The organism is Lachnospira hominis (ex Liu et al. 2021) (assembly GCF_014287955.1).
In the GTDB taxonomy this organism is placed as follows: Bacteria; Bacillota; Clostridia; order Lachnospirales; family Lachnospiraceae; genus Lachnospira; species Lachnospira hominis.
The window spans coordinates 273,323-288,202 of the sequence record NZ_JACOPD010000001.1; the positions used below are offsets into that span (position 1 = coordinate 273,323).

The window sequence follows — 14,880 nt, forward strand, 5'->3', positions numbered from 1 at the left end:
TTTTGAATTATATTCCCTCTATTCCTAGTTGTCAAGTAGGTTTTTGATATTTTTTATTCTCTTATTTAAAATGAGCCACTTGTATTTCTATACTTACCGTAATACCACATTTTATACACACTATATCTGTCATTTGAACAGTCAAGCAAGGCATTAAGTTTATCTTCTCCACGCAGACCGCCATTCATTGCCGAAACACGGAATGTAACTTTAATATATGGTCTGCCATCACACATTACCAACTCTTTGTCGCATGATTCTATGTCCAGCTTTAACATTTCAGATTTTTTGATATTCTTGACATTATAAAATTTGTTATTATACCACTTTTCTATTATTGATGTCATATCAGCCTTCACATCATCCGTAATTAATTCTTTTGCATCCGAATTGCCATTATATATGCTTATAACTTTTGATAATGTTTCATCAACAGCTCCCGACATATCAATATTGCTATCATACAATGGCTCTTCTTCCCATATATACTTCGATTCCGATTTTGACGGCACATTATCATTATCGGTCCGTGACTGCATCTGTGACTCATTCTGTGAATTATTGCCGGCTGGTTTATTATCATTACCACTTGTGCACCCTGTCACCATAAACATTACAAGACATATAATAAATATTAATTTTTTCATGATACCCTCCATTTCCTCAGAGCAATAATATAAATAACCAGCCCTGATATAATCATCATAACAGGCATAACAAACATTCCTATGCCTCCTGCAAACCTTATATAATACCTGTTAAAATCAACCGGTATTACAACAGAAAGATAATACATAAATGGAACTTTCAATATATACAGAACGTGTGGCAATAAAATTACCACGGAAAGTGCAACTGACCTCTTATAATCCATAAAAAATGAAATTCCCAATACCATAAATCCTATGACAATAAACATTATCAGCCTTATAATCTGACACAATGCCATATACCCACGGATTGAAACTTTTAGTGGAAATGCTGCAAACGTAATAAGGCTTTGAACCGGTGCATTTATATTGTTAAATGTATATAAAGATACTTCATTAGTGTAATTAAAAGCTAATGATATCCCCCATATTACAACTGCTGTCAATGCCACTTTCACAGTCTTATTAATCCATGTAATATTCCTCTTTTTTGATGTTCTCGAAAGTACATACATTCCACATTTTCTTTCATATGAAAAATCCCCGGCAGTCATCAGTATAATTGCAATTATACAAATAAGATTAATGCTCTCCTGATTATTGTAATTACGCTCTCCCAGAATATCATTATAAGTATCCGGCTTTACAATAACTGCATTGATAGATTTTTCATTGCTGATTTTTCTTACATGTTCAACAGTTGAAACCATGACAGCATATGCACTTTCCATATCTGAAACAGACTTTTTCTGGTTATATGTAAGATTTTCAATCTTTTTTAATTCATCTATATTATTTTTTAAAGCAGATATATATGTATCACATTCTTCATCAGGTATCCGCCCCGAAAATTCATCATAAAAGTTTACAAGATATAAATTGTTGTTACTATAATTAACGCCTCTGTATATCTTACAATTTGCAAACAGATATATTGCCAGAATAAGAATTATAAATCCTTTCTGAATTATAAATGACTTATAAAATTCCATAAAAACCGAATTGGTTCTGCCAAAAATCTGCTGCCATAATTCTCTTAATCTCTGATATACTTTATCTAAAAATCCCTGTTTCCGGTCCGGATACATATAATATCCCATTAAAAGCATGCCACAAAAACCAATACATGCAATAACTGCCGTCAACACAAATGTTGTCCCCGATATATCGGCAATAAATCCCGTATATCCCCAATTTTCATATATAAAATACGAATATTGCGGTATTATCACATTAATAATATTTACATAATGTAATATACAAAGTGCACTATTCTTTTCAATATTGTTATATAAAAGATATTCACATAAAAATATTGCAAGAATAACAACCATTGCAATCTTATAATTCTTAAACATACTCACAAACAAATACGAAATTAAACCAAAAGATATCATTGCAACAGCGAATATCGCACAATACAGGATAAAAAACTGCCATATGTTTATTTTTAGCGGAAACATTGAAAACATCTGTGAACTTTGTATCGTAACATTCAGATACCTGATACCTCCGTACATATAAAGAAACATTCCGTATATTAATGTATTAAAAATATATGAACATATAAAACTGAACATACACAATATTCCACATCTTTTTAATATAAGATTGACTCTTCCGCAGGATGATGCATGTGTAAGATAAATCATGCGGTTATCACGCTCATCCACAAAAATAACAACGAGCATTATAATCATTATGGCAAATATAACAGAGCCTTCCTTAAAATCCATGAATTTCTCAATCGCTGCGGTATTTGCCGGAGTAACATCCATATCCGCCAGTTTTTTTATGTCTTTTGCATATTTTTTTGCATTTAATCTTCCGAAATTATCCTCGTCGGCATACAGGCTGCTATTTAATATCTTTTCATATCCTGCCATATCCGTTACTTTGCTTTTATAATTTTGTGCATATTCTATTTTATCTTTTAAGACTGCCCTTGCCTGACGTATATACTGTGCTTCTTCGTTATCTTCAAGTTTCACCGAAAACACAGACTTATAAGCTTCGTCCTGTGACATTTTATTAAGATTGCTTATATATTCATCAGTCAGGCTGCTATAATAATCATATGCCTTTTTATCATTATCATTGTTTGTTTTAAAAATGCACATGCCTGCAGCTATAACAAATATAACAATAACAATGCCCCAAATTTTACGAAAAACTCTTACAATTTCCATATACCACACCTCACTCCCCATATATAAAACTAAGGTGTAACATTAATAATCTTACAATTTCCTGTTCCTATATCTTTCTTGTCAATAACAGCATAAGAATATGTTGTAACAGTTTTTTGCTGTCCTCTTAACTTTTCAACACATTCTTTATATTTTTTTATATTCTGTTCTGAAAATTCAACCCCTGTTTTAGAATATCCTTCTACAGCAAACAACATATATCTGCTGTCTCCGTTAAAAAAATCAAACTGTAATCCATTCCCCTCTGTTCCCACTTGATTTTCTTTTGCATACTCGTCATTTGTTGTGAATTCTATAACGTCAACAATATTTCCTTTTGTATCCAATATATCAAGTTTGTTTTTTAATTCTTTATTTTTTCTATTTTCGACAATAGAAAAATCAACACGTTCAAGAATATAAATATACTTATCATCAATTCCGAGAAAGTCTGTATACGCTTCCTTTTTCCCTGTGTCCTGTGATAAATCAATAACAAATATCTCTTCATTATCTTTTGAAACTGTATTCATCTTATTAAGTATATATGAATCTTCTGTCAGTGAAATAAAATACATATTTCCCGATTCATCAATATATGCACCATTATTCCAATCATCAGCCTCACCTCTGAAAATACTTCCGTCAGACATGTAATCATAAACTTTTGACACATTATTGTTATTAATATCTATACTCTCAAGTATATAATCATTTGTAACATCTGTAATGCCGCTTACAAGTTTTACATATACCTTTTCGCCAACAGGATACAATGTAATTGTCTCTCTTATACCATATACAGTCGAATATTCTTTTATAAACTGTGGCTGTGTATTTGTGCCAACCTGTACGTAATACAGATACTGCGTCTTTTCGGAAGTTAAAATATAATACAGCTTTCCGTGGCTGAAGCATGCTCTCTGCCTGCTGCTTACAACAGACATTCCATTAACCGAAAGTACCGCTTCTGTCTTTTTGTCACGTCCGGTTTTATCATATGAAACAAGCAGGTCTTTCTCATCTGTTCTTTCAATCATATAAAGACGGTTATTATAATACCATAAACCTCCGGTTACTCTGCTTTTATCAGACACATATGCATCACAATCCTGCGAATTATGTTCACAATTAAGCTTAGTACAAAGAGGCATAACACTCTTATTAACCATATCAAAATAATACAAAAATCTTTCAGAGCCTGTAGATATTGCAGCATCACCTATAAAATAATACCCGCTTGGTGATGCCGCACTGCTATTACTCATATAATACTGAGGTGCATCATTATCAAACACATAATCACTATATTCATAATCAACATTGTCAGACGATCTGCCTTTATTTGAACAGCCAACAAATATCATTACCGCAAATGCCGGTATTAAATAAAAAAGCTTCCTGTATCTTTTCATATATTTCCCTCACCATACATTAATTAAATTAATAATCACTATCTTCTGTTATCTTTCTGTACTTCCCAAAAATATTATAAATATTCTTCCTCTTTGACTGACTTACAGGAAGAACAGCTCCGTCCATTAACTCAACATGATTATAGCTTGTATTTTTTATGTATTTACAATTTACCAGATAAGACTGATGTGTCCTCACAAATGGCACTTTACTCAAATCAGCTTCTATATCACTAAGTTTGCCATAAAACTCAATTTTTTCATTGTCTGTTTTCACCATGCATATTTTTCTTTTATCGCTGAAAAAATACTTTATTTCATCGGTCATTATATTCTTTATACTTTTATTTGAAATATAATTAAATATGTAGTCATCATTTTTTATCGTCTCAGTCATCCCCGCCACCTATATAATGTACCTCTCAAATAACATATACTCACGAATTTGATTTCAACTTTTTTTGTTAGAAAATTTAAAATCTTTACTTATATTTAACACTTTTCGACATATTTTTGCAATACTTTTTGAATAAATTACAAGCTAATTGTAATAATCAATCAGTTTGCGGTCTTTTTTTTACAATTTTCTTTATTGCAACTACAAATGCATCAACAAGAAAGATTGCAATAGCAATCGCTCCAGCTGCACCTATCGTATATACGAGACTTGATAATGCACCATCCATGTCTGACAGAAACAGATTATAGACGGTCTGATACATTCCTGCTCCCGGAACGATAGTAAGAATTGCGGGAATAAGCATCGTCGTAACCGGTGTCTTTAATATTCTTGCAAGTATATGTGAAGCAACAGCAAGTACCAGCCCTGATACAAAAGTTGCCGTAAGCATTGTTGAAATTCTGTCTATATATAAGTAAACTGCCCAGCCTGCCATTCCAAGAACACCATTTATAAAAAGGCACTTTTTAGGTGCTTCATTTATCACTGAAAAACTGATAATTGCACAAAAGGCAAATATACACTGCATAATCATCTCACAACACCTCCCATTATAAGAAATCCGACATATACACCAAGTGCAATCATTGCTGCACGGACAAATGATTCAAGAATTTTGGCATTTCCAGCCGCATAATCTCCATGAAGTGTATCACGTATAGCATTGGTTATTGCGGCTCCGGGAACAAGAACCATTATTGCACCAACAATAACATGATTAAGGTGAAGCTGCGGATTAAATCTTACAAAAAGCGATGCAATAACCGAAATAATCACGGAAGAAATCAAATCCTGTATCAAATCATTAAATTCAGTTACTTTTCCAATATGCAGCCATCCGACAAGACATAGCCCCACTATTCCTGTATAGAACATGTCTTGCCAGTTTCCTCCAAACATACCTGTAAAAAAAGCAACTCCAAGAATTATACATATATCTTTAAGCCACCATGGATATACATTTCTTTTCAGGTGTTTTATCTGATAAAAAGCCTCCTCAAGCGTAATTTCACCTTTATAAAACTTTCTTGAAATATCATTGACGCTTGCTATCATATTAAGATTAGTTGTGCTTTTATTTACACGACGTACAACTGTAAGTGCGTCAATATCAGGGTCATCAAGAGAAATCATAAATCCAGTCGAAATAACAAACGCCTGTGTTGTTTTAAGTCCTGACACTTTGAGAATATAATTTATCGTCTCTTCAACCCTATAAATTTCAGCACCATTTTCAAGCATTACCGTTCCTGCCAGTGCCGCCGTATCTATCAGTAATTTGTAATCCATATTTTCCATTAATTTCATCCTCTATTCTAAGCAGCCTGTTATACTTTGCAACTCTCTCACTTCTGCTTGGTGCCCCGCATTTTATCTGGCCTGCATTAAGGCCTACAGCAAGGTCTGCAATAGTCGTATCTTCTGTCTCACCCGAACGATGCGATATAATCGCTTTATATCCGGCTTTGTGAGCCATCTTTACAGCTTCAATTGTCTCAGACACGGTTCCAATCTGATTAAGCTTGATAAGAATTGCATTGGCACATCCGCTCTCTATTCCTTTTTTTAACCTCTCAGTATTGGTGACAAATAAATCATCTCCTACAAGCTGACATTTGTGTGCAAGCCTGTTTGTAAGCATTTTCCAGCCTTCCCAGTCCTCTTCGTCTAGTGCATCTTCAATAGATATAACCGGATATCTGTCAACTATCTGCTCCCAGTGTATAACAAGTTCTTCAGAAGTAAAAGTATTTTTTGACTTAGGAAGCTCATATTCTCCACACACACTTCCCTTCCATTCGCTTGCTGCCGCATCAATTGCAAGTGCAAAGTCTTTTCCCGGAATATATCCGGCTTTTTCTATTGCATTTACAATATAAGACAATGCCTCTTCATCGCTTACAAGGTCAGGGGCAAATCCTCCCTCGTCTCCAACTGCTGTCGAATATCCGTCTTTTTTTAATATACTCTTCAAAGTGTGAAATACTTCAGCACACATACGAAGCCCTTCCCTGAAATTCCCGGCACCAACAGGCATTATCATAAATTCCTGCACATCAAGCGTATTACCCGCATGTGCACCACCGTTTAATATGTTCATCATAGGTACAGGCATAGTATCAGCTGCAATTCCACCAAACAGTCTGTAAAGAGGAAGCTTTAATGACGCAGCCGCAGCATGTGATGCTGCTATAGACACCGCAAGTATTGCATTGGCACCAAGTTTTGACTTATCTTTTGTTCCGTCAGCTTTAATCATTGCCGCATCAATGGCATAAATATCACCAGATTCCATGCCCTTTAATGTGTCGTTAATAACTGTATTAACATTTTTTACAGCATTAAGAACACCCTTTCCCATATACCTTTTTTTATCATTATCTCTTAATTCCAGTGCCTCATATATACCTGTTGATGCACCGCTCGGTGATATCCCATATCCGACACTTCCATCCGATAATTTTACACACGCTTCAACAGTCGGATTTCCTCTTGAATCCAATACTTCTCTTGCAGTAACTTCTTCAATAATGCTTCCGGATTTCATATATGCACTCCTTAATTAATTGTTTTAATATGATTTTTCAAAAGCATTATTCCCCAAAAAATCATTTATTAAACAGTGCATATTATTTTTAATCTAGTTCTGCTTTTCCTGTATATAATTCGTAATATCTTCCTTTCATTGCAAGAAGCTGCTCATGTGTTCCCCATTCTATAATTTCTCCATTCTCAAGAACCATAATGGCATCCGCATTTCTTATAGTAGACAATCTATGTGCAATTACAAATGTAGTTCTGTCTGACATAAGTCTGTCCATTCCATCCTGAATCTGACGCTCTGTAATTGTATCAACTGAACTTGTCGCCTCATCCATTATAAGCACCGGTGCCTTGGATAATGCCGCACGGGCAATATTAAGAAGCTGCCTCTGGCCCTGACTGAGATTAGAGCCATCTCCCTCCAGCACAGTATCATATCCTTCTGACAAATGACGTATAAAGTAATCAGCATTGGCAGTCTTTGCTGCCGCTATAACCTCCTCATCAGATGCATCAAGCCTTCCATATCTTATATTCTCCATGACTGTTCCCGTAAAAAGATGTGTGTCCTGAAGTACAAGTGCTATATTCTTACGCAGTTCTTCCATATTTAATGTTCTTATATCCCTGCCGTCAAGCGTAATCCCACCGTCCCATATTTCATAAAATCTTGTCAGCAGATTAGTTATTGTTGTCTTTCCTGCTCCTGTTGAACCTACAAAAGCAATCTTTTGTCCCTTTTTCGCAACAAGACTTATATGTTTCAGTACAGGAGTATCTTTTCTATATCCGAATGTAACATCATCCATGACAATCTCACCTTTCACATTGTCAGGAATATCACCCGTTACATCTTCCACTTCCATATCACATATATCAAACACTCGCTCTGCACCGGCAAGTGCAGAAAATATTGTATTCATCTGCATTGTAATCTCATTAATCGGTCTTGAAAACTGTCTTGCATAAGTTACAAATATCGTAAGTCCTCCGATGTCAAAGCCTTTAAGCACACATAAAATACCGCCAATCATAGCTGTAAGCGAATAATTGACCTGTCCGAGATTTCCTACAACAGGTCCCATAATTCCACCAAAAAACTGTGCTTTTATCTGCTTGTCTTTCAAGTCATAATTATATTTTTTAAAATCTTCCACTGCCTGTTTTTCATGGCAGAAAACCTTGACAACTCTCTGTCCGCTTATTGTCTCCTCTATGCACCCGTTTAGGGCACCGAGCGACTTCTGCTGTGCCGCATAATACTTCCTGCTTCGTGACACAAGAAATCTGCCGGAATAAATAATAACAGGTGCCATGACAAATGTTATTAATGAAAGCCATATATTGGTATATATCATCATCGCAAATGTTCCGACGAGCGTCATTATCCCAGAAAACAGCTGTACTGCCGTGCTGTTTAACATCTCACCTACAACATCAACGTCATTAGTATACCGGCTCATCAGATCACCCTTGCTGTTCATATCAAAAAATGATACCGGAAGCTTCTGCATATGTACGAATAAATCACGCCTTAAAGAAAACATTGCTCTCTGTGACACTTTTAACATAAGCTTTGCCTGAAAATATGTTGCCAGAACTCCCAGAAGATAAACCGATGCCATAACAACGAGTGCCATCGCCAGACTCTTTATACCGCCATTTTCATTAAATCCTATAATATAATTATTAATCACCGGTCTTAACATATAAGATGCCGCAAGCGTACTGACTGTACTCGCAAGAACACAACACAATGCACCAGCCAGCTGAAGTTTTGTCTCTTTCATATAAGAAAAAAGACGGATTATCGTATTTTTAGTATTCTTGGGTCTTTCTTTCTTTTTTCCCATAGACCCGCCGGTTCCTTTCATGGCTCCGGTAACTCCGCCCATTGGTGGCATATCATCCCACCTCCTTACTTATCTGGATATCAAATATTTCCTTATATAAAGGACATGTCTTTAAAAGTTCTTCATGTGTTCCAAATCCTTTTACACAGCCATTATCCATGACAAGAATCTCATCAGCTTCCATAACTGATGTAATTCTTTGTGCAATAATTATCTTTGTCATATCTGAATATTTTCCATATAATACATCTCTTATATATTTTTCAGTTGCAGTATCAACCGCACTTGTCGAATCATCAAGAATCAATATCTTAGGATGCTTTAATAAGGCTCTCGCAATACAAAGTCTCTGCTTCTGTCCGCCCGACACATTAGAACCACCTTGTCCAAGCTGTGTATTATATCCTTCTCTAAAGCCTCTTATAAACTTATCAGCTTGTGCGTCTGCCGCTGCCTGTGCAATCGTTTTTTCATCTGCATTTTCATTGCCCCACCTGAGATTTTCATAAATATCTCCCGAAAACAGCGTATTTTTCTGAAGTACCATGCCTATACCATTTCTTAAATTATCAAGCGAATACTCTTTGACATTAACTCCATCCACACATACTTCACCCGCATCAACATCATAAAGACGAGAAATAAGGGACACAAGTGTAGTCTTGCCACTTCCTGTCGGACCGATAATAGCAAGTGTCTGTCCTGCTTTTACATCGAAGCTTATATTCGACAAAACATTTTCTTCACTGTTCTTATAATATCTGAACGACACATTTTTAAATGATATATTTCCATCCTCAACTTTTCTTTCCTTATATAATGCATTATCATCTGTCAGGTCAATCTCTTCTTCAAGCACCTCTCTTACTCTTCTAAATGATGCGACTGCTCTTGCCCAATTTAAAAATACAATTGAAAGCATCGTAAGACTTCCCATAATCTGGACTATATAATTAATAAATGCCGTAAGGTCACCCACCTGCATCTTCCCACCTATAATCATATTGCCGCCAAACCATACAACAGCAACGGTCGTAGCATTGAGTGCAAGCGTCATGACAGGCTGATACTTAATCATAATATTCATGGCGTGGATATTTTTATCAAACAAGTCCTTATTATGCTCATCAAAACGCTTTTCTTCATAATCTTTTCTCACAAATGACTTAATAAGCCTTATGTTGACAAGCCCCTCCTGAACGCACGAATTAAGACAGTCAATGCTGTTTTGCAAAGCCTTAAATCTTGGAAATGCTTTCTTCATTATTATAATAATAGAAATAACAAGTACAGGAACTACAATTATAAATACAATAGCAAGCGATGGACTTATTACAAATGCCATAGTTATTGCACCTATAAGTATTCCCGGAGACCGAAGGCACGCCCGGAGTGTTTGCATTATCATATTCTGAATCTGCGTAATATCATTGGTAAGCCTCGTAATAAGCGACCCTGTTGAAAACTTATCTATATTGTTAAATGAAAACTTCTGTATCTTTTCAAATAAATCCATACGCAGGTCAGCACCAAAATTCATGGCTGCATTAGCCGCAAACCATGCACCAAGCACGCCTCCAACCGCCATACATACTGCCACTAAAACCATGACAAGCCCGATTCTTGTTATATATCCTACATCATGATTGGCTGCTCCGACATTAATAATCTTTGACAACAGCCATGGCAGGATAATCTCACCCGCAACTTCAACCAGCATAAAAATCGGTCCTAAAATATAATAATAAACATATGGCTTTATATATTTTAAAAATAGTTTCATAAATGCCTCTTTTCTTTTCTATATCTACTTATACACTCATACTATATAGTTATAGTATATAGTATATTACTTGAAAAATCAACCATATTATTTCTCATTTACATTGTTTTTTTTAATAACTTGTGCTAATATATTAATGAGCGTTATTCTTTAAAGAAAATGCATCAGCTTTATTCACTATATTTTATTTTAAATACTTTTAAAAAGAACCGACCTTTATGGCGGTTACATAACAAACTGTTCTGACAGATTGTATTAGTCAAAGTATTTATTCTGATGTCAGACATTCATGCTGCTAACAAGCCTTGACGTCTCTTTAATTTTAGCGTTCATTTTTATCCCTATATTTAATTAAAAAGAAGAAAGTCCTTTCATCATCATGAGGCATATTGCATCAAAGATGCACATTGGAACTTTGCTTCGCAAAACAAGGAGGCAATCCTCTCCTCGCTTGAGGTGCTCGGATTTTGCTTCGCAAAACAAGGAGGCAATCCTCTCCTCGCTTGAGGTGCTCGGATTTTGCTTCGCAAAACAAGGAGGCAATCCTCTCCTCGCCTGAGGTGCTCGGATTTTGCTTCGCAAAACAAGGAGGATATTATGAATTCTAAGGGAAACACAAAATTTTTAGTCGAGCTTGCGTTAATGGTCGCAATTATTATGGTTATGGCTCTCACACCACTCGGTTATATTAAAACACCGGGACTTTCTGTAACACTTTTGACTATTCCGGTAACTGTCGGTGCCGTAATGTTAGGTCCTGCTGGCGGTGCGGTATGCGGTGCGGCTTTTGGTCTCACAAGCTTCTACCAGACTTTTGGCATAAGTGCATTCGGTTCTGTACTTCTTACAATCAATCCGGTTGGAACATTTATCACTACATTTGTAATGCGTGTACTTGAAGGCTGGCTTACAGGTCTTATATTCAAAGCACTCCGTCAGTCAAAGCACCTTGCAAAGGCATCATTTTACATTGCAAGTCTTGCATGCCCTCTTCTTAACACTCTGCTTTTCATGAGTTCACTTGTAATATTCTTTTACAACACTGAGTATATACAGGGCTTTGCTCAAGCATTTGGTGCCACAAATCCATTTATGTTCGTAATCGCATTTGTCGGAGTTCAGGGTGCTATTGAAGCCGTAATCTGTTTTGTTGTTGGAAGCATTTTAACACGCACGCTTTACAAGGTTTTAAAAGCAGGAGGCGTTAAAAATGAATCAGCAAAATCAGTTCTTTAATGAAATTGATGTAAACACTGCAACCAATGGCACACTTGGATTTAAACTCGGTCATGCAGCAGACAATAAAGCCAAAACCGGCGTATCGGTAATATACTTTCCTGACGGTGCAAAGGTTGGCTGCGATATAAGCGGCGGAGGTCCCGCCTCAAGAGAGACCCCTCTTACAATGCCGCTCACAGCTGACAATCCAGTAAATGCAATCGTTTTTTCAGGCGGCTCAGCATATGGACTTGCCGCATCAGATGGTGTAATGAAATGTCTTGAAGATAATGGTATCGGATATGATACCGGCGTCGCTAAAGTTCCGCTTGTATGCCAGTCATGCATATTCGACCTTGGTTATGGTAATTCGCATGTACGCCCTGACTACAAAATGGGTTACGAAGCATGCACAAACGCACTTAACCGCTCATCTGCTGATTTTACAGCCGGTGATTCCGTTGAAGCAAAAAATCATGAAACATCAGAGATTATCGGCAATGTCGGTGCCGGTACAGGTGCAACCGTCGGTAAAATCGGAGGCATGAATTACGCACAGAAATCAGGTCTTGGAATACATTCTGTGAGAGTCGGAAAACTCACACTCACAGCCATTGTTGTCGTCAATGCACTCGGTGACATTTTCAATCCCAAAACAGGAGAAAAAATCGCCGGATTCCATAAACCTGACCGTTCAGGCTTTGCCGACAGCATAACAGCAGCACTCCACAATATGCTGCCAAAAGACCCATTTACAGGAAATACAACAATCGGTGCAATTATAACAAATGCTGAATTTTCAAAAGCCGAGATGGGTAAAATCGCTTCAATGACACGAAATGCCTATGCAAGATGCATCAATCCTGTAGGCACAATGGCAGACGGCGATACAATATATGCTGCAAGTATTCCATCCGGTAATGAGCCTGTGAAAGCAGACATTAATATTGTAGGAACTCTCGCAGCCGAAGTTATGTCAGCAGCCATTTTAAAAGCAGTTAAATACTCACATATTCCTGATGAAGAATATTTAAAAAACATTTAAATAATCACACAAAAAAATCATGCCGGCTTTCAAAAATTACCGGCATGATTTTTTTGTTGTAAATTATCTGAATACAGACTATAATTATTTTGTACAATTTCGTAAACCAATTTAATATCTATGTTAATTACACAGAAATGGAGATTTTATGAAAGAACAGACAGATAAAATAATTAATAAAAATTTTAAAAAAGCAGAAAAGAAAATCGAAAATTATGCTTCCGAGCTGGAACGCAACAACAAAATTGCAATGTATTCACACCTTGTTGAAGTTATTATTATAACTTTATTCTGCGTCCTTGAAGCCTCAACAAGAGGAAAATCATGGCTTTTTGTAATAATTCTTACAACAATCGGCTTTGCACCTGTCATATGCGAATTCATAGCATGGGGGAAAAACCATGAATCACAGGCAATACGCCATTTTGTAGCAATTGGTTATGCCATATTTTATACATGCACGATATTTACGACTTCATGCAGTGCAATATATGTCATGGCTCTTCCCATGATATTCATCGTATCTGTTTACAATGATTTCAAATACATGCTTATGGTAAACGCAGGTGTTATAATCGAAAGTTTTATAGCCGTATTTGTTGGTGCGTCAACCGGAAAATTTGGTTATCTCGGACTTGATACTGCTGCAATCCAGATTGTAACAGTAATAATAACAGGTGTGCTCGCATGTCTGCTCGCACTTACAACAAAAGCAAATGCACAGCAGAAAATTGATGTCGTTAAAGAATCACAGCAAAAGACACAGGAAGTTCTTGACGATATTTCCCAGATGTCTGCACATATGCAGAATGGTATTGCAGAAATATATACACAGCTTGAAAAGTTAAATGATTCAGCAAAACTTACACAGTCAACAATGGTTCAGGTTTCTACCGGTGCTGCCGATACAGCAGACGCAGTACAGAACCAGCTCTCACAAACTGAAGAAATCCAGAAAAAAGTCAGCCTTGTTGACACTGCTGCAAATGAAATATCTGACAGCATGATGGAAACATTAAACATACTTACAAACGGCAGCAAAGATGTTGAACAGCTTGTTGCAAATGTAGATATTTCAGTTAAAAACGGTCAGCATGTGGCAGACAAGCTCTCTAACCTCAGTGTACGTATTAAAGAAATGCATTCAATCATAGCAATGATTGAAGAAATTGCTTCACAGACAGAATTACTTGCCCTCAATGCAAGCATTGAAGCCGCACGAGCCGGAGAAGCCGGTAAGGGCTTCGTTGTAGTTGCAACTGAAATTTCAAAAATGGCAACTCAGACAGGTGATGCTACAGAAAATATAACAAAACTTATTGAAAATATTTCAACTGCTATTGAAGAAGTTGTAACTGTAATCTACGAAATGATTGACGGAATCAATGCAGAAAAGTCTTCAACCGAAAGTACAGCAAAGAGCTTTGACAATATTCAGAATAATACATATGCAATACGCGATAATGTTGAACAGCTCACACAGAGCATAGTAGAACTTAAAAATGCCAATAATGTAATTGTTGATTCTATCCAGACAATATCAGCTGTTTCAGAACAGCTTTCAGCACATGCTTCTGAAACTACTAATAATGAAGAAGAGAATGTCAAAATCCTTGAAAGTATTGCAGATAAAATGCATGGTCTCATTGATACCGTCAAGGAAGACGACTCTGCATCTTTATAACATTCAACATAAAAAACATCTGGCAGTGCTAAAACCTGT

The 14,880-nt window shown here is 36.3% G+C and carries 12 protein-coding genes; 3 read left to right on the plus strand and 9 right to left on the minus strand.

All coding sequences use genetic code 11. The annotated features are described in order from the left end of the window. Window positions 1-65 precede the first annotated feature (65 nt). The 9 genes from H8S01_RS01325 to H8S01_RS01365 form a co-directional block, all read right to left on the minus strand. The gene (locus H8S01_RS01325; RefSeq protein WP_186835891.1) at window positions 66-647 is read right to left on the minus strand and encodes a hypothetical protein; all 582 of its coding nucleotides are present in this window, start codon (window positions 645-647) and stop codon (window positions 66-68) included. Continuing rightward, entirely contained in the window at window positions 644-2,839 is a 2,196-nt protein-coding gene (locus H8S01_RS01330; RefSeq protein WP_186835892.1) for a hypothetical protein, read from the minus strand. The genes H8S01_RS01325 and H8S01_RS01330 overlap by 4 nt, the downstream gene beginning before the upstream one ends. A 29-nt stretch (window positions 2,840-2,868) precedes the next feature. Then, window positions 2,869-4,254, minus strand: coding sequence for a hypothetical protein (locus H8S01_RS01335; protein WP_186835893.1), 1,386 nt, complete (start codon window positions 4,252-4,254; stop codon window positions 2,869-2,871). A gap of 28 nt (window positions 4,255-4,282) precedes the next feature. Continuing rightward, entirely contained in the window at window positions 4,283-4,651 is a 369-nt protein-coding gene (locus H8S01_RS01340) for a LytR/AlgR family response regulator transcription factor (protein WP_186835894.1), read from the minus strand. Between the two features lie 157 nt (window positions 4,652-4,808). Continuing rightward, window positions 4,809-5,249 carry a threonine/serine exporter family protein gene (locus H8S01_RS01345; protein WP_021865780.1) on the minus strand — a complete coding sequence of 147 codons (441 nt, stop codon included), beginning with the start codon at window positions 5,247-5,249 and terminating at the stop codon, window positions 4,809-4,811. Further along, window positions 5,246-6,013 carry a threonine/serine ThrE exporter family protein gene (locus H8S01_RS01350; RefSeq protein ID WP_186835895.1) on the minus strand — a complete coding sequence of 256 codons (768 nt, stop codon included), beginning with the start codon at window positions 6,011-6,013 and terminating at the stop codon, window positions 5,246-5,248. The genes H8S01_RS01345 and H8S01_RS01350 overlap by 4 nt, the downstream gene beginning before the upstream one ends. After that, window positions 5,949-7,262, minus strand: a complete 1,314-nt coding sequence (eno, locus tag H8S01_RS01355) for a phosphopyruvate hydratase (protein ID WP_186835896.1) — start codon at window positions 7,260-7,262, stop codon at window positions 5,949-5,951. Before eno ends, H8S01_RS01350 begins: the two co-directional genes overlap by 65 nt. A gap of 88 nt (window positions 7,263-7,350) precedes the next feature. Beyond that, window positions 7,351-9,162 (minus strand): ABC transporter ATP-binding protein, encoded by a 1,812-nt coding sequence (locus H8S01_RS01360; RefSeq protein WP_186835897.1) that lies wholly within the window; start codon window positions 9,160-9,162, stop codon window positions 7,351-7,353. Between the two features lies 1 nt (window position 9,163). Beyond that, the gene (locus H8S01_RS01365; RefSeq protein ID WP_186835898.1) at window positions 9,164-10,894 is read right to left on the minus strand and encodes an ABC transporter ATP-binding protein; all 1,731 of its coding nucleotides are present in this window, start codon (window positions 10,892-10,894) and stop codon (window positions 9,164-9,166) included. A 597-nt stretch (window positions 10,895-11,491) separates the two neighbouring features. Here H8S01_RS01365 and H8S01_RS01370 point away from each other — a divergent pair. The 3 genes from H8S01_RS01370 (at window position 11,492) to H8S01_RS01380 (ending at window position 14,841) form a co-directional block, all read left to right on the plus strand. Further along, window positions 11,492-12,130 carry an ECF transporter S component gene (locus H8S01_RS01370; protein WP_186835899.1) on the plus strand — a complete coding sequence of 213 codons (639 nt, stop codon included), beginning with the start codon at window positions 11,492-11,494 and terminating at the stop codon, window positions 12,128-12,130. Next, window positions 12,105-13,157: a P1 family peptidase gene (locus H8S01_RS01375; protein ID WP_186835900.1), complete on the plus strand. Its 1,053-nt coding sequence runs from the start codon at window positions 12,105-12,107 to the stop codon at window positions 13,155-13,157. The genes H8S01_RS01370 and H8S01_RS01375 overlap by 26 nt, the downstream gene beginning before the upstream one ends. A gap of 148 nt (window positions 13,158-13,305) precedes the next feature. After that, entirely contained in the window at window positions 13,306-14,841 is a 1,536-nt protein-coding gene (locus tag H8S01_RS01380) for a methyl-accepting chemotaxis protein (RefSeq protein ID WP_186835901.1), read from the plus strand. Window positions 14,842-14,880: the final 39 nt, after the last annotated feature.